General features: G+C 66.9%; 25 protein-coding genes, 1 tRNA gene and 2 pseudogenes. 15 read left to right on the plus strand and 13 right to left on the minus strand.

The genetic code is table 11. The annotated features are described in order from the left end of the window. Positions 1-9: 9 nt before the first annotated feature. Positions 10-438, minus strand: coding sequence for an Hg(II)-responsive transcriptional regulator (gene merR, locus I0D00_RS14850; RefSeq protein WP_213640611.1), 429 nt, complete (start codon positions 436-438; stop codon positions 10-12). Between the two features lie 72 nt (positions 439-510). Between merR and I0D00_RS14855 the strand changes: the two genes are divergently transcribed. The 4 genes and pseudogenes from I0D00_RS14855 to I0D00_RS21890 form a co-directional block, all read left to right on the plus strand. Beyond that, positions 511-858: a mercuric transporter MerT family protein gene (locus tag I0D00_RS14855; protein WP_213640612.1), complete on the plus strand. Its 348-nt coding sequence runs from the start codon at positions 511-513 to the stop codon at positions 856-858. A 12-nt stretch (positions 859-870) separates the two neighbouring features. Further along, the gene (gene merP / locus I0D00_RS14860) at positions 871-1,146 is read left to right on the plus strand and encodes a mercury resistance system periplasmic binding protein MerP (RefSeq protein ID WP_213640613.1); all 276 of its coding nucleotides are present in this window, start codon (positions 871-873) and stop codon (positions 1,144-1,146) included. A gap of 7 nt (positions 1,147-1,153) precedes the next feature. Beyond that, positions 1,154-1,390 (plus strand): GDCCVxC domain-containing (seleno)protein, encoded by a 237-nt coding sequence (locus I0D00_RS21565; RefSeq protein WP_246533287.1) that lies wholly within the window; start codon positions 1,154-1,156, stop codon positions 1,388-1,390. A 133-nt stretch (positions 1,391-1,523) separates the two neighbouring features. After that, a pseudogene (locus I0D00_RS21890) lies at positions 1,524-1,864 on the plus strand (phage integrase); the annotation flags it as partial. Positions 1,865-2,278: 414 nt separating this feature from the next. Here the strand turns inward: I0D00_RS21890 and I0D00_RS14865 are convergent. After that, positions 2,279-2,354: transfer RNA gene (locus I0D00_RS14865), tRNA-Thr, on the minus strand. Positions 2,355-2,457: 103 nt separating this feature from the next. Further along, positions 2,458-3,300 (minus strand): CvfB family protein, encoded by an 843-nt coding sequence (locus I0D00_RS14870; RefSeq protein ID WP_213640614.1) that lies wholly within the window; start codon positions 3,298-3,300, stop codon positions 2,458-2,460. A gap of 313 nt (positions 3,301-3,613) precedes the next feature. Here I0D00_RS14870 and I0D00_RS14875 point away from each other — a divergent pair, with 313 nt between their 5' ends. Further along, positions 3,614-3,802: a hypothetical protein gene (locus I0D00_RS14875; RefSeq protein ID WP_213640615.1), complete on the plus strand. Its 189-nt coding sequence runs from the start codon at positions 3,614-3,616 to the stop codon at positions 3,800-3,802. Between the two features lie 124 nt (positions 3,803-3,926). Here I0D00_RS14875 and I0D00_RS14880 read toward each other — a convergent pair whose 3' ends face one another. Continuing rightward, complete coding sequence (locus tag I0D00_RS14880) at positions 3,927-5,066, minus strand: PQQ-dependent sugar dehydrogenase (RefSeq protein WP_213640616.1); 1,140 nt, start codon at positions 5,064-5,066, stop codon at positions 3,927-3,929. A gap of 197 nt (positions 5,067-5,263) precedes the next feature. Between I0D00_RS14880 and I0D00_RS14885 the strand changes: the two genes are divergently transcribed. Then, positions 5,264-6,244, plus strand: a complete 981-nt coding sequence (locus I0D00_RS14885; protein ID WP_213640617.1) for a zinc-dependent alcohol dehydrogenase family protein — start codon at positions 5,264-5,266, stop codon at positions 6,242-6,244. Positions 6,245-6,309: 65 nt separating this feature from the next. Here I0D00_RS14885 and I0D00_RS21575 read toward each other — a convergent pair. Together I0D00_RS21575 and I0D00_RS14895 are read right to left on the minus strand one after the other, a co-directional pair. Next, positions 6,310-6,597 (minus strand): annotated as a pseudogene (locus tag I0D00_RS21575) (DUF1294 domain-containing protein); the annotation flags it as partial. A gap of 240 nt (positions 6,598-6,837) precedes the next feature. Then, the gene (locus tag I0D00_RS14895; RefSeq protein ID WP_213640619.1) at positions 6,838-8,190 is read right to left on the minus strand and encodes a DEAD/DEAH box helicase; all 1,353 of its coding nucleotides are present in this window, start codon (positions 8,188-8,190) and stop codon (positions 6,838-6,840) included. A gap of 175 nt (positions 8,191-8,365) precedes the next feature. Between I0D00_RS14895 and I0D00_RS14900 the strand changes: the two genes are divergently transcribed. Further along, positions 8,366-8,779: an anti-virulence regulator CigR family protein gene (locus I0D00_RS14900; RefSeq protein WP_213640620.1), complete on the plus strand. Its 414-nt coding sequence runs from the start codon at positions 8,366-8,368 to the stop codon at positions 8,777-8,779. On the opposite strand, the gene I0D00_RS14905 is transcribed toward I0D00_RS14900, so the two are convergent. From I0D00_RS14905 to I0D00_RS14925, 5 genes are all read right to left on the minus strand, one after another. Beyond that, complete coding sequence (locus I0D00_RS14905; RefSeq protein ID WP_213640621.1) at positions 8,749-9,447, minus strand: cupin domain-containing protein; 699 nt, start codon at positions 9,445-9,447, stop codon at positions 8,749-8,751. The two genes, I0D00_RS14900 and I0D00_RS14905, sit on opposite strands and share 31 nt — an antisense overlap. Before the next feature lie 49 nt (positions 9,448-9,496). After that, the gene (gene rarD, locus I0D00_RS14910; RefSeq protein ID WP_213640622.1) at positions 9,497-10,387 is read right to left on the minus strand and encodes an EamA family transporter RarD; all 891 of its coding nucleotides are present in this window, start codon (positions 10,385-10,387) and stop codon (positions 9,497-9,499) included. Then, positions 10,384-11,253: a carboxylate/amino acid/amine transporter gene (locus I0D00_RS14915; protein ID WP_213640623.1), complete on the minus strand. Its 870-nt coding sequence runs from the start codon at positions 11,251-11,253 to the stop codon at positions 10,384-10,386. The genes rarD and I0D00_RS14915 overlap by 4 nt, the downstream gene beginning before the upstream one ends. A gap of 161 nt (positions 11,254-11,414) precedes the next feature. Further along, the gene (locus I0D00_RS14920) at positions 11,415-12,014 is read right to left on the minus strand and encodes an FMN-dependent NADH-azoreductase (RefSeq protein WP_213640624.1); all 600 of its coding nucleotides are present in this window, start codon (positions 12,012-12,014) and stop codon (positions 11,415-11,417) included. 171 nt (positions 12,015-12,185) lie between these two features. Then, a complete protein-coding gene (locus I0D00_RS14925) occupies positions 12,186-12,500 on the minus strand; it encodes a 3-phosphoglycerate kinase (RefSeq protein WP_213640625.1) in 315 nt (104 codons plus the stop codon). An 85-nt stretch (positions 12,501-12,585) separates the two neighbouring features. Here I0D00_RS14925 and I0D00_RS14930 point away from each other — a divergent pair, with 85 nt between their 5' ends. The 6 genes from I0D00_RS14930 to I0D00_RS14955 all read left to right on the plus strand — a co-directional run bounded on the left by I0D00_RS14930 (position 12,586) and on the right by I0D00_RS14955 (position 18,162). Further along, positions 12,586-13,521, plus strand: a complete 936-nt coding sequence (locus I0D00_RS14930) for a PA3225 family LysR-type transcriptional regulator (protein ID WP_213640626.1) — start codon at positions 12,586-12,588, stop codon at positions 13,519-13,521. Between the two features lie 3 nt (positions 13,522-13,524). Further along, on the plus strand, positions 13,525-14,340 hold the full coding sequence (locus tag I0D00_RS14935; RefSeq protein ID WP_213640627.1) for an alpha/beta fold hydrolase: 816 nt from the start codon (positions 13,525-13,527) through the stop codon (positions 14,338-14,340). A gap of 2 nt (positions 14,341-14,342) precedes the next feature. After that, positions 14,343-14,897, plus strand: a complete 555-nt coding sequence (locus tag I0D00_RS14940; RefSeq protein WP_213640628.1) for a peptidylprolyl isomerase — start codon at positions 14,343-14,345, stop codon at positions 14,895-14,897. Between the two features lie 174 nt (positions 14,898-15,071). Further along, positions 15,072-15,626, plus strand: a complete 555-nt coding sequence (locus I0D00_RS14945) for a hypothetical protein (protein WP_213640629.1) — start codon at positions 15,072-15,074, stop codon at positions 15,624-15,626. 154 nt (positions 15,627-15,780) lie between these two features. Then, positions 15,781-17,613: an ABC transporter ATP-binding protein gene (locus I0D00_RS14950; protein ID WP_213640630.1), complete on the plus strand. Its 1,833-nt coding sequence runs from the start codon at positions 15,781-15,783 to the stop codon at positions 17,611-17,613. 72 nt (positions 17,614-17,685) lie between these two features. Then, a complete protein-coding gene (locus tag I0D00_RS14955; RefSeq protein WP_213640631.1) occupies positions 17,686-18,162 on the plus strand; it encodes an REP-associated tyrosine transposase in 477 nt (158 codons plus the stop codon). A 112-nt stretch (positions 18,163-18,274) separates the two neighbouring features. On the opposite strand, the gene I0D00_RS14960 is transcribed toward I0D00_RS14955, so the two are convergent. Both I0D00_RS14960 and I0D00_RS14965 read right to left on the minus strand, forming a co-directional pair. Further along, positions 18,275-19,399, minus strand: coding sequence for a GNAT family N-acetyltransferase (locus I0D00_RS14960; protein ID WP_213640632.1), 1,125 nt, complete (start codon positions 19,397-19,399; stop codon positions 18,275-18,277). A gap of 97 nt (positions 19,400-19,496) precedes the next feature. Continuing rightward, positions 19,497-20,810 carry an OprO/OprP family phosphate-selective porin gene (locus I0D00_RS14965; RefSeq protein ID WP_213640633.1) on the minus strand — a complete coding sequence of 438 codons (1,314 nt, stop codon included), beginning with the start codon at positions 20,808-20,810 and terminating at the stop codon, positions 19,497-19,499. Positions 20,811-21,387: 577 nt separating this feature from the next. On the opposite strand from I0D00_RS14965, the gene I0D00_RS14970 reads away from it, so the two are divergent. After that, complete coding sequence (locus I0D00_RS14970) at positions 21,388-22,515, plus strand: TauD/TfdA family dioxygenase (protein WP_213640634.1); 1,128 nt, start codon at positions 21,388-21,390, stop codon at positions 22,513-22,515. Continuing rightward, on the plus strand, positions 22,515-23,099 hold the full coding sequence (locus tag I0D00_RS14975) for an HD domain-containing protein (RefSeq protein ID WP_246533288.1): 585 nt from the start codon (positions 22,515-22,517) through the stop codon (positions 23,097-23,099). The genes I0D00_RS14970 and I0D00_RS14975 overlap by 1 nt, the downstream gene beginning before the upstream one ends. The last annotated feature ends 27 nt before the right edge of the window (positions 23,100-23,126 follow it).

Consider the following 23,126-nt stretch of genomic DNA (forward strand, 5'->3'; position numbering starts at 1 on the left):
CACGCCGGCCTAGGCTCGGCTCGCAGTCGGGGCCTGGTCACCCGCTCCTCCGGCCAGCGCCTCGATAATGGGGCACGCCGCTGCACCCTCGTCGCCGCACTGCTCGACCAGCCTACCCAGCACCTGCCGCATCCTCGCCAGTTCGGCCATCTTCTGCTCGATCAGCGTCAACTTCCGCACCGCCAAGGCCCGCGTCTCGGCGCAGGCCCGCGCCTGGTCGAGGCCGAGCAGCCCCGCGATCTCCGCGAGGGTGAACCCCAGCGCCTGTGCCCGCTTGATGAAACACAGACGCCTGACCATCTCGAGCGGGTAGCGCCGCTGCCCCCCCGCAGGCTTGACCGGCTCGGCCAGCAAACCGCGCCGCTGGTAATAGCGGATCGTCTCGACACTCACCTCGGCGGCCTTGGCCAATCTGCCGATACTCAGTTCCGCCAGCATTCTTCCCCCTTGACTCCGTACCCAGGTACGGGATTTAGACTGACTCCGTATACACAGGTTCAAGGAGTCGACATGACAGCCCTCACCGGGAAAGCCTCGCTGGTTGCGGCCGGTCTGGCGGCCATCGGTGCTTCGCTCTGCTGCGTCGCGCCGCTGCTGCTGCTGACACTGGGAGTCGGGGGAGCCTGGGTCGGCAGCCTGACGGCACTGGAAGTCTATCGGCCGTTCTTCGCCGCCTTGACCCTGCTGTTTCTCGGGCTGGCGTTTCACAGGCTCTACATCGAGCCACAGGCCTGTATTCCAGGCAAGTCCTGCGCCGCGCCGCGCATGCGCAGACAGCAGCGTCTGGTGTTCTGGATCACCACGGTGCTCCTCCTCGGCCTGCTGGCCCTGCCCTGGCTTGCCCCGCTGCTTTACTGAAGGAGATCAACCATGCGCAACCCGCTGCTGACGATGCTGCTCACCCTGCCGCTCATGGCAGCCGCCGAGACACCGAACCCCGTCACCCTCGAGATACCGAACATGAACTGCGGACTCTGCCCGATCACGGTCAAACAGGCCCTGCAGAAGGTGCCGGGCGTGGAAAACGTCCGGATCGACTTCGAACGCAAGACGGCCAGCGTTCGCTACGACCCCGATCGAGTCCAGCCCGAGGCGCTGATCGAAGCGACCGGCAATGCCGGTTATCCCGCCACGCTGCAGGAGTAGCGCCAGGATGCCACCGGTCGTTCTCCAGTCCGTGCTGACCTGTCCGCACTGCGGTTTCGCCAAGCCGGAAAACATGCCCACCGACGCCTGCCTGTACTTCTACGAATGCAGCCGGTGCCGAACCCTGCTGCGGCCAAAACCGGGGGACTGCTGCGTGTTCTGCTCCTTCGGCTCGGTACGCTGCCCGCCGATTCAGCAGCAGAATCCCTGCTGTGCCAGCGGAAGACCGGAAGGGCAAAGTTAGCGGGCTTCGGCAGTGGACGCGCCGACGCGGCGCTGCCCCGCTAGCCCCGCGACTGCCACCTTGCCTGCAGAGGCTGCAGAGGAGGTGGCGCAGGGTGCCGGCAACCCAACCGCAGCCCGCCAGAAAGGACGGGCATTGCGCTCGTACCAAGGCTGGACGCGTTCGATCCGTTCCGAGGCCGGATGATTCGCTCGAGCGGATCCTAAAGCGTGGCTACCCTGGATCGGGCCGTCTGTTCAGCTCATGCCGCGCAGCATTTCGCAAAGCCTACGAACGCACCGGGCTGCAGACACCAGCCACCACATGATGCAAGGCGGGAACATCCCGACCCTGCAGCGAATCCCGGGCCACGGCGAAATCAAGGTGACCATGCGTTACTCGCATCTGGCGGCGGATCACTTCGCTACGGCACTGGCACTTTCGCCTTTGGCGCTGTTGAGCCAAGATACTGCCTGCCAACAGGACGCTGGATGAAGGCAAGGAGAGCCGCATGGGATTAGAAGATCGCGAGTGGTGGCGTGATGAGCGTCGCCAGCAAGGCCACCAGGCCTCTGGGGATACCTTCAGGGCTGGGGCACCGCGATCTCAGCCAGAGGATGCCGGTGTTGGCGAGGTTGTTCGATTAGAGCAGCCTGCTAAGCTGCGAACGCCGCCATCGTACGTTCACCTCCCGGCCCAGGAAATTCTCGACGCCCCCTCCAAGGGTTCAGGTGCCTACTTCTGGGTAGCCGTTGTAGCCCTGGCGATTTGCCTCAACGGCCTTGCCTACTTGTACCTTTCCAACTGACCAGTCCGCTGCGCTGGGCGCAGGTGAACCATGACCGGGGCACTCCCGGGACACCGCCAGAAACGACAAAGGGCTAGCTTTCGCTAACCCTTTGACTGGTATGGTGCCGCTGAGAGGAATCGAACCCCCGACCCCATCATTACGAATGACGTGCTCTACCAACTGAGCTACAACGGCGCCAGCGCATTATTCAATGGAGCCGGCGGGTGCTCAAGCGGGTTTTTGCATTTTCTGCACGCCAGGCGGTGCGAAGGAACGCGCCCGGCGAGTCGCCGACGCCTCACTCGCCGAGCAGTTCGATTCGGTCGTCGTGGATACGGATGCGCCCCTGCTTGTACAGGCCGCCGATGGCCTTCTTGAAGTTGCCCTTGCTGGCGCGGAACAGCGCGCTGATGGCTTGCGGCGAGCTCTTGTCGCTGAGTTCCAGCATGCCGCCGCGCTCGCGCAGCTTGGCCAGGATCTGCTCGCTCAGGCTGCCGACCGCATCCTGCCCCACCGGCTGCAGGCTCAGGCTGATCTTGCCGTCGGCGCGCACCTCCTTGATGAAGCCTTTCTCACGCATGCCGCTGCGCAGGAACTTGAACAACTCGTTCTTGTGAATCAGGCCCCAGTGCTGGCCATTGATGATGGCCTTGAAGCCCATGTCGGTGGCTTCGACCACCAGCAGGTCGACTTCCTGCCCGACCCGGTAACTGACCGGCAGCTGGTCCAGGTAACGATCCAGGCGCGCCGTGGCGGTGATGCGCTTGCTGCGTTTGTCGAGAAAGACATGCACCACGCAGTAGTCGCCGACCTGCAGCGGGCGTTTTTCTTCCGAGTGGGGCAGCAGCAGGTCCTTCGGCAATCCCCAGTTGAGGAATAAGCCGACGCGGTTGATATCCACGACTTTCAGGCTGGCGAATTCGCCGACCTGAACTTTCGGTTTTTCCGTGGTGGCAATTAACTTGTCGTCACTGTCCAAATAGATGAATACATTCAGCCAGTCTTCCACCTCGCTCGGCGTATCCTGGGGGATATAACGCTTGGGCAATAGAATTTCGCCGTCCGCGCCACCATCCAAGTACAGACCGAAATCGGTGTGTTTGACGACCTGCAAACAGTTCATGCGTCCAATAACCGCCATGGTGCCCTACCCTCGTTGCGAGGGCCGCATTCTACCCGAGTTGCCGTAGACTTGGCTGCCCGCAGGCGCCGTTGCCGCGGGATACGGCGCCTCCGGGAACGAGCCGACCAACGGCAAGAGGCCGCAGCCGCAGTCACCGGCCAGGCACGACGTGCACCACTGAAAACAACGACTTAGTCGAGCCGGAAGAGTAATAGTCGGCCGGTTTCGCAACCTCTTCGGCAGACCAGAAACAGCCTCCCAATATTATTTACCAAGCAATTGTCAAGCCGATCACGTACAATGCCCGGCCAAATTAATTTCGAACAGGTTAATGGCTGCCATGCGTGTAAAAGCATCCCAGAGCAAACCCAAGCCGGCCCCTGCCGTTGAAACCAGCGCCTCGATCGACGCGCAGGTCGCGGCCTTCCTGAAAGCCGGCGGCGAGATTCAACAGATCGAGAAAGGCGTCAGCGGCCAGGTCTACGGCGCCAGCAAGCAGATCACCATCGGCAAGAAGTAGCCGCGCGGCGCTTCAGCCGGCGCCCTCTCCCCCTGCCCCCCTACGACGGGTTGCGCCGCACCGGGTGGGCGAGTGCCACGCCGGCCCTGGCAGCGCGGCGCCCGGCATGGCGCGACGAGGCCTGTCAGGGCCGCAAGCCCAGGCGCAGCAGCTGGCCATTGCGCGCATCGGTCAAGACATACAGATAGCCGTCCGGGCCCTGGCGCACGTCGCGAATGCGTTCATCCAGCGCCTCCAGCAGGCGCTCCTCGTGGGTCACCCGGTCGCCATCCAGCTCCAGGCGCAGCAGCGCCCGCCCGGCCAGCGCGCCGACGAACAGGCTATGGCGCCACTCGGGAAAACGCGTCGCGTCGTAGAAAGCCATGCCGCTGATCGCCGGCGACTTCTCCCATACGTAGTGCGGCGGCTCGGTGCCGGCCACCGTCTCGCCCTGCGCCTCGGGGATCGGCAGAAACGAATAGTTCACCCCATGGGTCGCGAGCGGCCAGCCATAGTTGCGCCCGGCCTGGGGGATGTTGATCTCGTCGCCACCGCGCGGGCCGTGCTCATGCACCCACAGCCGGCCGCTCCAGGGGTTGAGTGCCGCACCCTGGGGGTTGCGATGGCCATAGGACCAGATTTCCCCACGGGCGTCGGCCCGACCGACGAAGGGGTTGTCCCGCGGCACGCGGCCGTCCGGGTGCAGGCGCACCACCTTGCCTTGCAGCTTGTCCAGGTGCTGGGCGGTCGGCCGCTGGTTGTTCTCGCCCAGGGCGATGAACAGGTAGCCCTCGCGGTCGAACACCAGGCGCGAGCCGAAGTGCACGCCGCTCGACAGCTTCGGCAGCTGCCGGAAGATCACCTCGAAGCCCTCGAGACGGCGCCCATCGGCCGACAGACGACCGCGCCCGACCGCCGTGCCGGCATAGCCCTGCTCCCCGGCTTCGGCATAGGCCAGGTACACCCAGCGATCGCTGCCGAAGTCGGGCGCCAGCGCCACGTCGAGCAGACCGCCCTGGCCCCTGGCGTAGACCGCCGGCACGCCCGCGATGGGCGCCGACAGGCGGCCGCCGGCGTCGAGCAGGCGCAGGCGGCCGGGGCGCTCGGTCAACAGCAGCCCCTGCCCCTCCGGCAGGAACGCCAGGGCCCAGGGGTGCTCGAGCCCGGACAGCAGCTCATCGACCTGCAGCGTGCCGTGCTCGCTCGGATATTCGCGCCCCAGCGCGCCGGTGGACGACAACGCGGCGGCCAGAACGAGCACCGCCAACCCTGACCTGATCGGCATGGCAAGACCTCCTCGGTGCAACCGGCGAACCCTCGCCCCGGTCTTCGCTCCGAGCATAGTGCAGCATCGCGGGCCTGGGTTCAGCCCGCGGACGCCGACCATGATCAGCGAGATCGATGGTGCTGGATTCGTCCGCACGCAGCCGCCGCGGTCTAGACTGGGCCGCTGACTCAGTCGCCATCCCAGGGAGAACCCCAATGCTCAAAGCCCAATACCAGGCACGCGGCCCGGTGCCGCAGGACGTGATCGAAGCCGTCGAATTGCAACTGCCGGCGCCCGCCGCCGGCCAGGTGCGGGTCAAGGTGCAGGCCGCGCCGATCAACCCCTCCGACGTGCTCACCCTGACCGGCGAGTACGGCATGCTGCCGCCACTGCCGGCGGTGGGCGGCAACGAGGGCGTCGGCCGGGTCGAAGAACTGGGACCGCAGGTGAACAACCTCAAGGTCGGCCAGCTGGTGCTGTTGCCGGTCGGCTGCGGCACCTGGGTAAGCCACCTGAATGCGCCGGCGGACAAGCTGATCCCGCTGCCGGAGGCCGACCCGCAGCAGCTGGCGATGATGACGGTCAACCCGCCGACCGCCTCGCTGCTGCTCAGCCAGTTCGTCGACCTGCAGCCCGGCGACTGGGTGATCCAGAACGCCGCCAACTCGGGCGTCGGCAGCTACCTGATCCAGCTGGCCAAGCTGCGCGGCTTCAAGACCCTCAACGTGGTGCGCCGCGAGTCGGCGGTGGCCGCTGTCGAGGCCGAGGGCGGCGACGTGGTGCTGGTCGACGGCCCGGACCTGGCCAAGCGCGTGCGCGCGGCCACCGGCGGCGTGGGGGTGCGCCTGGGCATCGACGCGGTCGGCGGCGAGGCCACCGACCATATCGCCGCGAGCCTGTGCGACGGCGGCGTGCTGGTGAACTACGGGATGATGAGCCGCCAGCCCTGCCAGGTGTCGCCGGCCTCCTTCGTCTTCCGCGGCGTGACCCTCAAGGGCTTCTGGCTGGCCAAGTGGTTCCAGCAGGCGACCCCGGCCGAGCAGATGCAGGTGTTCGGCGAGCTGACCCAGCTGATCGCCGGCGGCAAGCTGCACGCCCGCGTGGCGGCCACCTACGACGTCAGCCAGATCAAGCAGGCGGTGGCCGCGGCGGCCAGCGGCGAGCGCGACGGCAAGATCCTGATAGTGCCGGAGTAAGCCCGGGGCTAGGCGGGCATGCCATGCCCCGTGCCCGCCTAGAGTCACAGGGCGACCATCTGTGACTAGGGTCTATGGGCCAGCCACAGCACCAGCGCCGCCGTCAGCAGATGCAGCAGCACGATCGACCAGAAGGTCAGCTGGTAGCCGAGCTTGCGATTCTTGTGGCGGATCAGCCGCTGCGCCACCAACCCGCCCGGCCAGCCACCCAACAGCTCGTACAGATGCAGGCGCGCCTCGGGCGTGCGCCGCGCGCCACGCATGGCGAAGCGCTTGTCGCGCCAGTAGGCGAAAAAACAGACCAGGCTCATCAGCCCATAGAGCAGCGCCAGATAAGGCAGCAGGTCGACCCCGCCGAACAGCGGCTGGACCTGCTCGTGCCAGACCTTGGCCAGGCCCCGCAGCAGGGGCGGATAGTCGGCATAGCCGCTGACACTCAGGGCCAGGTTGCCGTGCGCCATGCTGCAGGCCTGGTCGCTGTAGAGCACCACCCCGTCGGGCTGCAGGCACTTGTGGATCGCGCCCTGGCCCAGGGCCTTGAACGATAACGCCAACAGTGCGCTCGCACCCAGCGGCCACCAGCGCATCGAGCCTTACTCGGCCGCCGGCTTGCGTCGCTTCAGCGGCGCCAGACCGTCCTGGCTCACCAGCGCCGGCGCCTCGCTCTTCGGCTTGTTGATGGTGTTGCGCTTGCTCGGGGCCTTGGCCGCGGGCTTCTTCGCCGCACTTTTCTTGGTGCCCTTGGCGTCGGTCTTTTTCTTCTTGGTGCCGGCCGCCTTGCCGGACGCCTTGAGGTTTTTCGGCCCCTGATACGTGCCCTTCAGCTCCTTGACGGTGCGGCGCTCGAAACGCTGCTTGAGGTAGCGCTCGATGCTCGACATCAGGTTCCAGTCGGTGTGGCAGATCAGCGAGATCGCCAGGCCCTCGGCGCCGGCACGACCGGTGCGGCCGATGCGGTGCACGTACTCGTCGCCGGAGCGCGGCATGTCGAAGTTGATCACCAGGTCAAGACCCTCGACGTCCAGGCCGCGGGCCGCCACGTCGGTGGCAACCAGGATCTTCACCGCGCCCTGCTTGAGGCGCTCGATGGCCAGCTTGCGGTCCTTCTGGTCCTTCTCGCCGTGCAGCACGAAGGTCTTGAACTCGCGGGCCACCAGCTTGCCGTAGAGGCGGTCGGCCTGCACCCGGGTGTTGGTGAAGATGATCGCCTTGTCGTAGGTCTCGTTGCTCAGCAACCAGTCGACCAGCTGTTCCTTGTGGTAGTTGTGGTCGGCGGTGATGATCTGCTGGCGGGTGCCCTCGGCGAGCTGGCTGACGGCGTTGAGCTGCAGGTGCTGCGGCTCCTTGAGCACCTTGGCGACCATCTCGCGCAAACCAGAACCGCCGCTGGTGGCGGAGAACAGCAGGGTCTGGTGCGGCCCGCTGCAGGCCTCGGCCAGGCGCTGCACGTCTTCGGCGAAGCCCATGTCGAGCATGCGGTCGGCCTCGTCCAGCACCAGCACCTCGACCTCCTCCAGCGGCAGGTTGCCGGCGTTGGCGTGCTCGATCAGCCGTCCCGGGGTGCCGATCAGGATGTCCACCCGGCGCAGCATGGCCGCCTGCGACTTGAAGTCCTCGCCACCGGTGATCAGCCCGGCCTTGATAAAGGTGAACTGGGCGAAGCGCTCGACTTCCTTGAGGGTCTGCTGGGCCAGCTCGCGGGTCGGCAGCAGGATCACCGCGCGCAGGCTCACCCGCGGCTTGGGTGCGCCGTCACCGAGCAGGCGGTTGAGCATGGGCAGGACGAAGGCCGCGGTCTTGCCGCTGCCGGTCTGGGCGATCACCCGCAGGTCACGCCCCTGCAGCGCCGGCGGAATGGCCGCCACCTGCACCGGGGTGGGCTCGACAAAGTTCAGCTCGGCCACGGCTTTCAGCAGGCGTTCGTGCAGGGCGAATTGGGAAAACACGGGGTCAACCTCGGCAAAATACGGAAATCAGCTGCATAGCCTAACGGTTTCCCGCGCCGCGGCCGAATTTCTTTGTGCCAGCCCGCACATCGGCCCGTCCTGGCCCTTGAACCAAAAGCGCTTGAGGCGCTCAATTCAATCAGGAGAATCATCGACAACCCGTCCGGAGACTGCCATGCCCCGTTCCTTCCCCCTGCTCTTGTGCGGCGCCCTCAGCCTGGCCCTGAGCGCTCAGCTCGCCGTGGCCGCACCGAAACACGACAAGGCCGACAAGCATGGCGGCGGCCATGACGGCGACATCCGCGCCCAGCTCGACGGCCCCACCATCGACATCGGCCGGGTGCGCATCATCCTCGGCGACAACCGCCATCTGCTGGCGCCGGCCGGCGCACTGCCGCCGGGCATCGCCAAGAACCTGGCACGCGGCAAGCCGCTGCCACCGGGCATCGCCAAACGCTTCGACCCGCACCTGAGCCGCCAGCTGCCGCACTACGAGGGCTACGAGTGGCAGCAGATCGGCCGCGACGTGGTGCTGGTGGCGATCGCCACGGGGATCGTCTACGAGGTGCTGAGGAATGTGCTGGACTGATCGGCCGCGGCATCTGCACCCAGGTGGCCGACCTTGACGTAGATCAGACAACCCTCGCGGGAGAACGGCGTGTGCCGCGAACCCCGGGGGTTGCGCAGCCAGGTGCCGGCCGGGTAGGCGCCGAACTCGTCCTCGAACACCCCCTCCAGCACCAGGATTTCCGCGCCCCCGGGGTGCTGATGGGCCTGGAAGCGGGTCCCCGGCGCCCAGCGCACCAGCGCCGTGTGCACCGCGCCGTGACTGTCCAGCGGCAGCACCTGCAGCCCCGGCACCAGGCCCGGCCGCCACTCGGCCGTGCGGCTGTCGATGCGCGCCGTGCGCTGGTCCTCCGCCGCCTGGTAACAGAGCTTGACGAACAGCAGGCAGCCGCCCGGGCTGGAGGGCGTGTGGCCGCTGCCCGGCGGGTTCTTCAGCCAATAGCCGGCCGGGTACTCGCCGTGCTCATCGACGAACACCCCCTCGAGCACCAGGATCTCCTCGCCGCCGGGGTGCAGGTGGCGGCTGAACGCCGAACCCGGCGCATAGCGCACGATCGAGGTGGCGCGGCCGCTTTCCGCGGCGAAACGCTCCAGGGGGCGGCGCTCGACACCGGGCAGCGGCGAGGCCTGCCAGGCCAGCGACCGGGTATCGAGCAGCACCCGCCGCTCGAGGTCCGCATTGATGCGCATAGGGTCCACCCGCAAACCAGTCATGCCCCAGCCTACCCGATCCTGGCGGTCAGATGCGCCGCTGCTTGATCAACAGGCGCACGCTGTCCCAGGCGACCAGCAGCACCGCCAGCCAGATCGGCAGGTAGGTCGGCAACTGCGCCGGGTCGAAGTGCTCGCCCAGATACAGCAGCGATACGGCGAACAGCAGCACCGGCTCGACATAGCTGAGAATGCCGAACAGGCCCAGGGGCAGCAGCCGGCTGGAGGCCATCATCCCGGCGAAGGCCAGGGTGCCGAGCAGGCCCAGGCCCGGCAGCCACCACCACAGCTGCGGCGCCAGCGCGAAGGCATCGGCCGGCCCCCAGGCGACGATCAGCCAGATGGCGATGGGCGCCAGCACCAGCATCTCCAGGATGAAGCCGGACAACGCGTCCATGCGCATCCAGCGGCGCAGCATGAAATACGGCGGGTAGCCCAGGACGGTGACCAGGGTCACCCAGGAGAACGCCTGGGTGCGCCACAGCTCATACAGCACCCCGAGCGCCGCAAAGAACACCGCCACCCGGAGCAAGGGCCGCAGGCGCTCGCCGTAGAACAGGCGGCCGGCCAGCACCATCACCAGCGGCAGGAGGAAGTAGCCCAGGGACACATCGAGCATGTGCCCGGCCAGCGGCGCCCAGACGAACAGCCCCCACTGCACCCCGATCAGCACGGCGGCCAGCGGCGTGGCCAGCAGCAGCAGCGGCTCGCGGCGCATGCGCCCGAGTACCGCGGCCAGGGTCGCCCACTGCCGGCTCAGCGCCACCAGCAGCAGGATCGCCGGGATCGACCAGAGCACGCGCTGGGCGAACACCTGCACGCCATCGAGCGGCGCCAGCTGCTGCACGTAACCGGGAATCAGGGCGAACAGCACCGAGGAACACACCGACAGCGCCACGCCACGTCCAGACAGATTCATTGCCTCGCCTCGGCTCCTTGTGCAGGGCTCGTCCGAATAAACAGCAGGGATGCGGCGATCACCGCCCCGCCCAGGCCCAGGCGCAGCAGGTCGGCATCGCGGTTCCACAGCAGCAGGTTGACCAGCAGGCCGGCCGGTACCAGGGCGTTGTTCATCACCGCCAGGGTGCCGCCATCGACCAGGCTGGCGCCCTTGTTCCACCAGTAAAGGCCCAATCCGGAGGCCACCATACCGAGCCAGGCCAGCACGCTCCACTGCAGGGCGCTGCTGGGTAAGCGGGCGGCGTTTCCGAACACCAGGAAGGCCGGCAGCGCCACCGCCAGCGCGCCCAGGTAGAAGTAGCCGAAGCGGCGGTACTGCGGCAGGTCCGAGGGATGGCGCGCCAGCAGATGCTTGTACAACACCTGGCCGGCGGCAAAGGTGGCGTTGGCGACCTGCAGCAGGCAGAAGCCGGAGTAGAAGTCCGCGCCGACCCGGTCGTAGCGGATCAGCACCGCGCCGGCCACCGCCATCAGCGCGGCGAGCAGGGCCGAGGCATTGAAGCGCCGCCGCAGGGCATCCTCGATCAGGGTCACATACAGGGGCGTAAGCACGGTGAACAGCAGCACCTCCGGCACGCTCAGCACGCCGAAGCTCAGGTACAGGCAGACGTAGGTGACGCCGAACTGCAGGGCGCCGATCAGCAGCATGCCGCGGATGAAACTCCGGGGCACGCCGCGCCAGCGGGTCAGCGGCAGGAACACCAGGCCGGCGATGACGATGCGCGTCAGCACGGCGAAGTAGCTGTCCACCTGGCCGGCCAGGTACTCGCCGATCAGGCTGAAGGAAAAGGCCCACAACAGGGTCACGAACAGCAGATAAGGCATGGCCACCTCGCGGCAAACCGGCGACCTTATCCGCTCCGGCCCCTCGCGACAATGCCTGCCTGGGCGACAAAAAAAGGCCCAATCAACCCGTGGAGAGAGCTGATCGGGCAGATCCGCGCCCAGGAGCGTGGGACGCGAAGGTATTAGCTGTTAACTAAAGACTAGGCCACTTGTGCCAATCTCGCCTGCGCTTCGGCCAGACCCTTCTCGGAAAACTCGTCGCCCATGTTGAGGCCTTCGGCATGGATGAAGCTGACATCGTGGATGCCGATGAAGCCCAGGGCCTGGCGCAGGTAGGGTTCCTGATGATCCAGGCTGCCGCCGGCATAGATGCCGCCGCGGGCGGTGAGGACGAAGGCGCGCTTGCCGCCGAGCAGGCCCTGGGGACCGTTCTCGGTGTACTGGAAGGTCACCCCGGCCCGCAGCACATGGTCCAGCCAGGCCTTCAGGGTGCTGGGAATCGCGAAGTTGTACATGGGCGCGGCCAGCACCAGCACATCGGCGGCGAGCAGCTCGTCGGTGAGCCGGTTGGACAGCGCCAGCGCGGCCTGCTCCGCCTCGCTCTGCTGCTCGGCCGGGGTCATCCAGCCACCCAGCAGGTTGGCATCCAGGTGCGGTATCGGCTCCAGCGCCAGGTCGCGCAGCTGGATGCTGTCGTCAGGATGGCTGCTCTGCCAGCGTGCAACGAACTGTTCGGTGAGCTGGCGGGAAACCGAGCCTTGTTGCCGAGCGCTGCTTTCGATTACCAGGACATGGGACATGATTTGGGCTCCATCGTGGGTTGTGCTGTGTCGATGGGCACAGACTATGGTCACAGCATCCGATTAAAAAGCGCAAAAAACAGGCAATATAGATCGATAAAGTTGATTTATCGAAGGCGGCGCACTAGGCTCAATCCTGTCCAGAGCCCTCCAGGATCGGTCCGTGCAGGGTCAGTTCAGGGTGCAGGTCAGCTTCACGCGCAGCTTGATGATGCTGCGGGCGAACTTCACCGTCATGTTGCCGCGCTCCCCCGCCGCCAGCACCACCTTGCGCGTGCGCGGTCGTTCGGGGCCGTTGCGGAACACCCCGCTGCACTGCGCCTCGGTCTGGCCATAGTTGTAGAGCAGCACGGCGCCCATGTTGTGGTCGATCTCCTGGGTGGTGGCGGAGACCTCGGCGCCGTTGAGCGTCTTGTCCAGCTCGATCGGGTAGGCGAACGCCGCCAACGGCAGCAGGGCGATCAGGGCGCAACAGAGGTTTCTCATCGGGCAGTCTCCGGCAGGGGGCTGCCAGTTTAGGGCGAGATCGCCGTGCCGTGCACCCGGCGCGGCGCATGAATAGGAGAGGATAATGAAAGCGCCACGCGTGACCCTCGACCAGTGGCGGACCCTGCAGGCGGTGGTCGACCAGGGCGGCTTCGCCCAGGCCGCCGAGGTGCTGCACCGCTCGCAATCCTCGGTCAGCTACACGGTGGCCCGCATGCAGGAGCAGCTCGGCGTGCCGCTGCTGCGCATCGACGGGCGCAAGGCGGTACTCACCGAGGCCGGCGAGGTGCTGCTGCGCCGCTCGCGGCAGCTGGTCAAGCAGGCCAGTCAGCTGGAAGACCTGGCCCACAACATGGAACAGGGCTGGGAGGCCGAGGTGCGCCTGGTGGTCGATGCCGCCTACCCCAACGCGCGCCTGGTGCGGGCCCTCACCGCCTTCATGCCGCAGAGCCGCGGCTGCCGGGTGCGCCTGCGCGAGGAAGTGCTGTCGGGCGTGGAGGACGTGCTCAAGGAGGGCACCGCCGACCTGGCCATCAGCGGCCTGAACATCCCCGGCTATCTCTGCACGGAGATGAGCACCGTGGAGTTCGTCGCCGTCGCCCACCCCGACCATCCGCTGCACCGCCTGCAACGGGAGCTGAGCTTCCAGGACCTGGAGGGCCAGATGCAGGTGGTGATCCGCGACTCGGGCCGGCAGCAGCCGCGCGACGTCGGCTGGCTCGGCGCCGAACAGCGCTGGACGGTCGGCAGCCTGGCCACCGCCGCCAGCTTCGTCAGCAGCGGTCTGGGCTTCGCCTGGCTGCCGCGTCACCTGATCGAGCGCGAGCTCAAGGACGGCCTGCTCAAGCCCCTGCCCCTGGACCAGGGCGGCAGTCGCAATACCCGCTACCTGCTGTACTCGAACAAGGACAAGTCGCTGGGACCGGCCACGCAGATCCTCGCCGAACTGATCCGCCGCTTCGACGCCGCCCCCCTGGATGCGCCCTTCGCCGCGCCCCCGGCGCCCAACGGGGAGTCCTAGCCCATGGCCTATTTCGACAGCGACGGCTGCCAGCTGCACTACCAGGAATACGGCCACGGCGCGCCGCTGCTGCTGGTGCACGGCCTGGGCTCGAGCATCCGCGACTGGGAGTACCAGATCACCGAACTGGCGGCGCACTACCGGGTCATCGCCCTCGACCTGCGCGGCCACGGCCGCTCCGACAAGCCGCGCGAGCGCTACAGCATCGCCGGCTTCGCCGAGGACGTGGCGGCGCTGATCGAGCACCTGCAGCTGGAGGCGGTACATCTGGTCGGCATCTCCATGGGCGGCATGGTCGGCTTCCAGCTCGGCGTCGAGCGCCCGGAACTGCTCAGGAGCCTGTGCATCGTCAACAGCGCCCCGGAGGTCAAGGCCAGGAGCCTGCGCGAGCGCCTGGAGATCGCCAAGCGCTGGAGCCTGTCGCGCCTGCTCAGCCTCGACACCATCGCCAAGGGCCTGGGCCGGCTGCTGTTCCCCCACCCCGAGCAGGCCGAACTGCGGCGCAAGATCGAAGAACGCTGGCCGCAGAACGACAGGCGCGCCTACCTCGCCAGCCTCGACGCCATCATCGGCTGGGGCGTGCGGGAACGCCTGGCACGCATCACCTGTCCTACCCTGGTGATCAGCGCCGACCGCGACTACAGCCCGGTGGCGCAGAAGGCCGCCTATGTCGCGGAAATGCCCGATGCGCGCCTGCTGGTGATCGAAAACTCGCGCCACGCCACACCCCTGGATCAACCGCAACGCTTCAATAGCAGCCTGCTGGCCTTCCTCGGCGAAGTCGAAGGGGCCGCGCCCAACCACCACAAGGACCCATGACAATGCTCAAACAACTCGCCCTCGCCGCCTGTTCCCTGCTCTTGTCCGCCAGCCTGCTGGCCGCGGAGAACCCCAGGGTGCTGCTGAGCACCAGCGCCGGCGAAATCGAAATCGAGCTGGAAGCCGAGAAGGCGCCCATCAGCGTGGAAAACTTCCTCGCCTACGTGGACAGCGGCCACTACGCCGGCACCCAGTTCCACCGGGTGATCCCCGGCTTCATGATCCAGGGCGGCGGTTTCGATGCCGACCTGCAGCAGAAGAAGACCCGGGCGCCGATCAAGAACGAGGCCGACAACGGCCTGCACAACGTGCGCGGCACCCTGGCCATGGCCCGCACCCAGGTGCGCGACTCGGCCACCAGCCAGTTCTTCATCAACCACAAGGACAACGCCTTCCTCGACCACGGCAGCCGCGACTTCGGCTACGCGGTATTCGGCAAGGTGGTGCGCGGCATGGAGGTGGTCGACAAGATCGCCATGGTACCCACCGGCAACCGTGGCGGTCACCAGAACGTGCCGCGCGAGCCGGTGCTGATCCTCGAGGCCAAGCGCCTGTAAGCCCTGCCGGTGCGGGTCCGCGAGGGCCCGCACCGGCCCCCGGCCACGGCCTCGCAGCGGCCGTGAACGCTCCGCCCGACTGACCGAAAAATGTCATCGCACGCACACCGTTTCGTCATCATTGCGTCATGACCTGGGCGCAGATTCTCCGCCACCCTTAGGAGGAGTTTCACCATGTCACCACGCTTGCTGATCAAACCCCTTGCCCTGGCACTGCTGACCGCCTCGCTCGCCGCCTGCAGCCTGCATGCCCCCGCACCAGCGAAGTCAGCCGCCACGCCGAACAACGAGGACTGGTACCAGGTACGCACCGACAACGAGCTGTTCGTGTTCGACGACTACCAGGTGTTCCGCGACTTCCTGGAAACCGGCAAGGCGCCCTACCTGAAAGACCTGCAACAGCAGGACAAGCATGGCCAGTCGATCATCCTCGCCCTGCGCGCCGAGGATCAGGGCAAGGAGCTGCAGCAGATCGCCGCCTACCAGTTCCTCAACGTCAGCCTGCCGCCGGCCAACCCCTTCTACGGCGAGATCCGCCAGCACGGCGTGATCTACGTATTCCAGCGCTACGGCGACATGATGGACACCTTCAGCCTCGGCGAGCCGATCTTCCGCCACACCGAGATCGCCTCCGGCCCCCGAGGCGAGCGGGTGGTCTACGGCCTGACCAAGGAAGAGAGCAAGCCCCTGACGCTGATCGCCAAGTTCCAGGCCCAGTACAAACGCTAGCCCCTCGGCACCATGCCGCCCCGCCCGACGCTGCCCTGGCGTCGGGCGCTTGTTGCCCGGAGCGCCGGGCAATCCCCCTCCTGCGGCCGTCGAGCCCCGCGCCGTTAAGCGATAGAATCGTCCTCTCCCCCATCGCCTAGGCAGGACGCCCGGAATGCTGTTTCGCCGCTTCGAAGCCCTGCTCGACGTGTTCAGGCCCAGCCCGGATACGGTGCCGCCAAGAGGCATCCTGGCCTTCTACAGCCACTACCTGATCCAGGCCTGGCCGCTGCTGCTCGCCGTGCTGGTGGTCGGTTTCTTCGCCGCACTGATCGAGGTGGCGCTGTTCAGCTTCCTCGGCCAGCTGATCGACATGGCCCAGACCACCCCGAACAGCGAATTCTTCAGCCGCTACCAGGGCGAGTTGCTGTGGATGCTGCTGGTGGTGGTGCTGATCCGCCCCCTGGTGTTCGGCCTGCACGACCTGCTGGCCAATCAGGCCATCACCCCGAACCTGACCAACCTGGTGCGCTGGCAGAGCCACCGCTACGTGCTCGGACAGAGCCTGAGCTTCTTCCAGAACGACTTCGCCGGGCGCATCGCCCAGCGCATCATGCAGACCGGCCCGGCCCTGCGCGACTCGGCCATGCAGGTGGTCGACGCGCTGTGGCACGTGCTGGTGTATGCCGGCAGCGCGCTGTACCTGTTCGCCGAGGCGGACCTGCGCCTGGTGCTGCCGCTGGCCCTGTGGCTGCTCGGCTACTGCCTGCTGCTGGGCTACTTCGTGCCGCGCATCAAGTCGCGCTCGGCCACCGCCTCGGCGGCGCGCTCGCAGCTGATGGGGCGGGTGGTCGACGGCTACAGCAACGTCACCACCCTCAAGCTGTTCGCCCACAGCCGGGAGGAGGAAGGCTACGCCCGCGAGGCCATGCAGCGCCTGCTCGACCGGGTGCGCCGGCAGACCCGCACCGTCACCGCCCTGGACTTCAGCGTCACCTGCCTCAACGGCCTGCTGATCGCCGGCACCGGCGCCCTGGCGCTGTGGCTGTGGAGCCAGGCGCTGATCAGCACCGGGGCCATCGCCCTGGCCCTGGGCCTGGTGATCCGCATCAACAACATGGCCGAATGGATCATGTGGGTGGTCAACGGCATCTTCGAGAACGTCGGCACCGTGCAGGACGGCATGCGCAGCATCGTCCAGCCGCGCCAGGTGCTCGACCGCCCGGCCGCCCAGCCCCTGCGGGTCAGCCGCGGCGCGGTGCGCTTCGAGCACATCGACTTCCACTACGGCAAGGCCGGCGGGGTGATCGGCGACCTCGATCTCGAGGTGCGTGCCGGCGAGAAGATCGGCCTGGTCGGCCCCTCCGGCGCCGGCAAGTCGACCCTGGTCAGCCTGCTGTTGCGCCTCTACGACCTGCAGGGCGGACGCATCCTTATCGATGGCCAGGACATCGCCACGGTGACCCAGGAAAGCCTGCGCGCGCAGATCGGCGTGGTCACCCAGGACTGCTCGCTGCTGCACCGCTCGATCCGCGACAACCTGCGCTACGGCCGCCCCGGGGCCAGCGATGCCGAGCTGCTGGAGGCGGTGCGCAAGGCCCGCGCCGACGGTTTCATCGGTCTGCTCGACGACGGCCAGGGCGGCCGCGGCCTCGACGCCCAGGTCGGCGAGCGCGGGGTCAAGCTGTCCGGCGGCCAGCGCCAGCGCATCGCCATCGCCCGGGTGCTGCTCAAGGACGCGCCGATCCTGGTGCTGGACGAGGCCACCTCGGCGCTGGATTCGGAGATCGAGGCGGCGATCCAGGAGAGCCTCGACACCCTGATGCAGGGCAAGACGGTGATCGCCATCGCCCACCGCCTGTCGACCATCGCGCGCATGGACCGCCTGGTGGTGATCGACCGGGGGCGGCTCGTCGAGAGCGGCAGCCACGCCCAGCTGCTCGAGCACGGCGGCCTCTATGCCCGGCTCTGGCAGCACCAGACCGGCGGTTTCGTCGGGGTGGAGTGATCATACCCTTCGCGGCCATGCCCCTATCCCGTAGGAGCGGGGCATGCCGCGAAATTCCCTAGGAGAATGCTTATGGACGAGCATCACAGCCACAAAAAACCGGGGCACGCGGCCTTGCGCAAAGGCCGGTTTTCCCTGAGCAATACGGCTTATCTGATTACCGCAACCGGCGAAAATCGCGCACCGCTATTCACCCATTTTCAAGCAGCCTGCTCGGCCGCGCGCTGTTTCGAGGACAGCAGATTGCTCAGGGAGAGCCGCATGCTGGCCTGGGTGCTGATGCCCGACCACGTCCACTGGCTGGTGCAGCTTGGCGACCAGGACACACTCGGCGAAGTGATTGGCCGACTCAAATCCGCCAGTTCCCGCAACGCCAACCGGGTGCTGGGCCGAACGGGCCCACTCTGGTCGAAAGCCTTTCACGACCATGCCCTGCGCGAAGAAGAAGACCTACGAGCCGTCGCCCGTTACATCGTGGCCAATCCGCTGCGGGCGGGTTTGGTTGCGCGGATCGGCGATTACCCGTTCTGGAATGCCGTCTGGCTTTGACAAGGCTCAGCGATGGTTGGTGTATCCAACATCGCTTCGCGGGCATGGCCCGCTCCTACAGTATGGAGGCACACGCTGCTTCAGTAGGAGCGGGCCATGCCCGCGAAAAACCTCAGCCCTGGCGATAGGGCAACAGGCCGCGCGCCTCCTCGGCATAGCCCGCAACGCCGACCCGCTCCTGCTCGAGGAAATCCGCCACCGCCGCGCGCAGGCCCGGGTGGCAGAGGTAGTGCCAGGAGCGGGTCAGCACCGGCTCGAAACCGCGGATCAGCTTGTGCTCGCCCTGGGCGCCGGCGTCGAAGCGCTGCAGGCCCTGGGCGATGGCCTGGTCCATGCCCTGGTAGAAGCAGGTCTCGAAATGCAGGCGGTCGAATTCCGCCAGGCAGCCCCAGTAGCGGCCATAGAGGCTGTCGCCACCGACCAGGCTGAAGGCCATGGCCACCGGCCGGCCGCCCTGGCGCGCCAGCACCACGCGGATCGCGTCCGGCAGGCGCTCGGCCAGCAGGCTGAAGAAGTCCCGGGTCAGGTAGGGGGCCTGGCCGCGCACCTGGTAGGTATTGGCGTAGCAGAGGTAGACGAAGTCCCACTCCGCCTCGCTGAGCCGGGCGCCTTCGCGCCAGTCGAAGTCGATGCCCTGGCCCGCCACCTGCTCGCGCTCCTTGCGGATCTGCTTGCGCTTGCGTGAACTGAGGCCGTCGAGGAAGTCCTGGAAGTCGCGGTAGCCGCGGTTGCGCCAGTGGTACTGGCAGCCGAGGCGCTCCAGCCAGCCGTCGCGGCCGCGCAGCAACTCGTCGGCGGCAGCATCGGTGAAGTTGATGTGCAGGCTGGACAGGCCCTGGCGCTCCAGGCTTTCGCTGAGCCGGTCGAGCAGCCGGGACGCGGCCAGCGGATCGCCCAGCAGGCGCGGACCGCCGACCGGAGAAAAGGGAATGGCCCCCAGCAACTTGGGGTAGTAGGCGATGCCGGCGCGGCGGCAGGCATCGGCCCAGCCGTGGTCGAACACGTACTCGCCGTAGGAGTGACGCTTGACGTACGCCGGCATGGCCGCCAGGGGCCGTTCCCGCTCGTCCAGCCACAGCTGGTGGGCGGCCTGCCAGCCGCTCTGGCCACCGACGCTGGCGCTGTCTTCCAGCGCCGACAGGAAGGCATGGCGCAGAAAGGGTTGCCCGTCCGGCAACAGGGCATCCCAGGTCGCGGCATCGAGTTCGCTGAGGCGGTGCAGGGTGGCAATCGGCATGGACGCAGTCTGGCCTGTTGCGCGGGCGAAAAAAAGCCCCGCACGGTGGCGGGGCTTACAGTGGAGCGCTGTTCTTTTCTAGTCGCTATGGCGTCGCTTAGAACACGTACTGCAGGCGCATCACCACGGCATCGCCGTCGTCGTCGCCGGCGGCGTTGGTGATCTTGTCGGTTTCGCTCATCACGTAGTTGGCCGCGACCTTGACCGACTCGTTGGCGTACCAGTTGACGCCGACCGTGTGCAGCTTGGCTTCGGCGTCGCCGACTTCGCGGGTGGCGGTCGCGGTGACGATGTTGTCGTCTTCCACGCTGATGTGGTCATAGCGGTAGAACAGTTCCCAGGCACCGATCTGCTTGTTGCTCGGCTTGATGCTGTCGAACTTGGCGCCGTCCAGCTTGTAGCCGCGCGACTCGCCGGTCAGGGTGTAGGCGACCTGGCCGTAGTAGCCGCTGGTCTCGATGTCCTGGATGGTGGCGCGGTCGGCCTTCAGCTCGCGGCTCAGGTACTCGCCCTGCACCGACAGCGGACCGGCGGCCCAGGCCAGTTCGGCGCCCCAGGCGGTGTCGTCCTCGAAGTCGCCGGCCACACCGCGGAAGCCGCCGAAGACGGCACGGTTGCCATTGTCGCCGGCGTCGTTGCCGCCGGCGGTGGACACGCCACGCACGGTCAGACGCGGACGCACGCGGCCGTCGGCGGCAACGTCGTCCAGGTCGCGCTGGGCGTAGTTCAGGCCCAGGTGCAGGACGTTGCCGGCCTCGCTCATCGGCGCGAAGACGCCGCGGGCGTTGAACTGCTTGGTGCTGTCGCCGTCGCTGTCGTTGCTGTCTTTGGCCGTCAGACCGGCGGAAACCCAGGCCATGCCGCCCACTACGGCGCTGGCCTGAGCGCCCAGGCCGTTCTCGTGGCCGTTGACCCAGTCGGCGACTTCGTACGCGGCGTTACGCTCGATGGCGGTGATCCACTTGGAGCTGGTGGCCTTCTCCAGACCGAAATCCGGGTCGAAGCGGCCGAACTTCAGGGTCACCGGGGCGAAACCGGTGTAGGCGATGGAGGCCTCGTCGAAGTAGCCGTCTTCGGCGCTGCCGGCGTTGTGGGCGAAGTCGTAGCTGATCACGTACTTCCAGTCCTGGTACGCCACGCCGCTCAGTTCGAGGAAGGCGCGACGGAAGTAGGCGCCGTCACCGGTGTTGCCGTTCTTGGTGTGGAAACCGTCGAAGCGACCGTAGTCGGCCTGCAGACGACCGCCCAGCTTGAAGCTGAAGGCCTTGTCGGTGGTGGCGACTTCGAGGCCGCCCTTGGTCTTGATCACGATATCGGCGCCGTCGGTGGTGACGGTGCCGGCGAAAGCCTGGGCGGAAACGGCCAGAGTCAGGGCGCTGGCTGCGAAACCGGCGAAGTGCTTACGGATCATCGAAGATTCCCCTAATGGTCTTAAGTGTTGAAAACACCGAGCGCTGAGGCTCGCTTGTGCTGGGGGGAATACTCGCGGCGGATCATTTCAGCGCCGTTGCTGATATATAAATCTTTGATGACAAAGGAACTTTTTACTTCGATTACGCATAAGCAGCGAAGGATCGTGGATTCCGCCGCTGGCGCCCCGGTCGGCAGTCAGTGCCGCTCCAGCCGCCAGGCATGCACAGAGCGCACAGCCGGGAGATAGCCCCGCAGCGCACTGACGCCTGTAGTGGCCCGCTCACGGCCAGCCCCCCGCCGGCTCAAGCCCCCGCGGTGACGGCCCCAGGCACCCCTGACGAGTCATAAACTTTTTGCATGTCTGCGCATCAACTAAGGCGGCTGGGCCGCAGTGGCGCCAGGTGCGACGATTCGGCCACGGCCTGCGCCCGCCGCAGCGCCGCCGGGGCTCGCCCGACAAAGCCTCGAGGCAGCCGCCGCAGAGCGGCCCGATCATGCAGCGCGACTGGCCGCGGCCGGTACGAGCGTTCGAAAAACTGCCCCCCAAACAGCACCGGCATCACGGGATATAGGCAATGAAAGAAATCGAGGTCATCTTCGAGCAGGCCCCGCCTGCAGTAAAAGTCCGCGCCAACGGCGAAACAACCGAGCTCCCCGCGCTCTGGCTGCGCGAACGCAGCCAGGACCCCGCGCAACTGGATCGGCAGACCCAGCAGCGGCTGTTCGACTCCCACGCCATCGACCCGGAGATCGCCCTGCTCGCGCTGGAACCGGTCGGTGCGCTGCAGGCCCGGCTCGCCTTCAGCGACGGTCATAGCTCCCTGTACGACTTCTCGTTCCTGCACGCCGAGCTGGACGCGGACGACGCCTTTCCCGCCGCCCAGGGCTGGGACAGCGCCCTGGATCAGGCCGCGATGCGCTTTTCCTGGCCGGACATGCAGATCCCCGAGCGCTTCCTGACGGCGCTCGACAGCTACCTGCGCTACGGCTTCGTGGTCCTGACCCAGGTACCCACCGCGCCGCTGAGCATCCTCGATGTAGCCGCCAAGTTCGGCTACCTCAAGGAAACCAACTTCGGCCGTTACTTCGAGGTCTTCTCCAAGCCCGATGCCAACGACCTGGCCTATACCGGGGTGCATCTCGGCCCGCATACCGACAACCCCTATCGCGATCCCGTGCCGGGCATCCAGCTGCTGCACTGTCTGGTCAACCAGACCAGCGGTGGCCTGTCGACCCTGGTGGACAGCGTCAGCGTGGTCCGTGAACTGGCCGCGACGGACCCCGAGGGCTACCGGCTGCTCAAGGACACCTCGGTCAAGTACCGCTTCATCGACCGCGGTACCGAGCTGGTCAGCCACAAGCCGATCATCAAGACCGACGCCCAGGGCCGCACCCTGGGCGTGCATTACAGCCCCCGCCTCGATGGCCTGCCGCTGCTGCCGCTCGAGCAGCTGAAAGCCTTCCACCGCGCCCGCCAGCGTCTGGGCGAACTGTTCTGCGACCCGGCCTACCAGATCCGCTTCCCCCTGCTGGCCGGCGAGCTGATGCTCTTCGACAACAGCCGGGTCCTGCACGGCCGCACCCGTTTCGATCCGTCCGAAGGTCCGCGGCACCTGCAAGGCTGCTACATCGACCTCGACGGCCCGCGCGAACGCTATGCCAGCGTTCGCATCCAGCTCAGCACCCTTAAGGAAGTCGCCTGATGAACAGCGTGCAATTCACTCAGATGAAAGACGGCACTCGCGAGGAATACGAGTTCCTCGACCGCCTGGAAAGCGAGTTCAACCAGAAGCTGCCGGAGCGCATTCTCGCGGCCCTGGCCGAACTGCAACACAGCCTCAGCGGCTACCGGGTGAGCCGCCTGCAGCACTCGCTGCAAACCGCGGCCCGGGCCGAGGCCGACGGCGCCGACGAGGACATGATAGTCGCCGCCCTGATCCACGACATCGGCGACGAGCTGGCGCCCTACAACCACTCGCAGCTGGCGGCCGCGGTGATCAGGCCCTACGTGCGCTCGGAGGTGACCTGGGTGCTGCACCATCACGGGCTGTTCCAGAACTTCTACTACGCCCACCACTTCGGCGGCGATCGCCACGAGCGCGACAGGTACCAGGACCATCCGGCCTATCAGCTGTGCGTGGACTTCTGCGAGAAATGGGACCAGGCCTCGTTCGATCCGGCCTACCCGACCCCGGACCTGGAGTATTTCCGGCCCATGGTCCGCCGCGTGTTCGGCCGCAGGCCCTTCGATCCGGCGGTGCTCGGCGAAGAATACTCGTTGAGCTGATCAACCCCGGGGCCGCCACAGACTGGG

Source organism: Pseudomonas lalucatii (assembly GCF_018398425.1).
GTDB classification, from domain to species: Bacteria; Pseudomonadota; Gammaproteobacteria; order Pseudomonadales; family Pseudomonadaceae; genus Aquipseudomonas; species Aquipseudomonas lalucatii.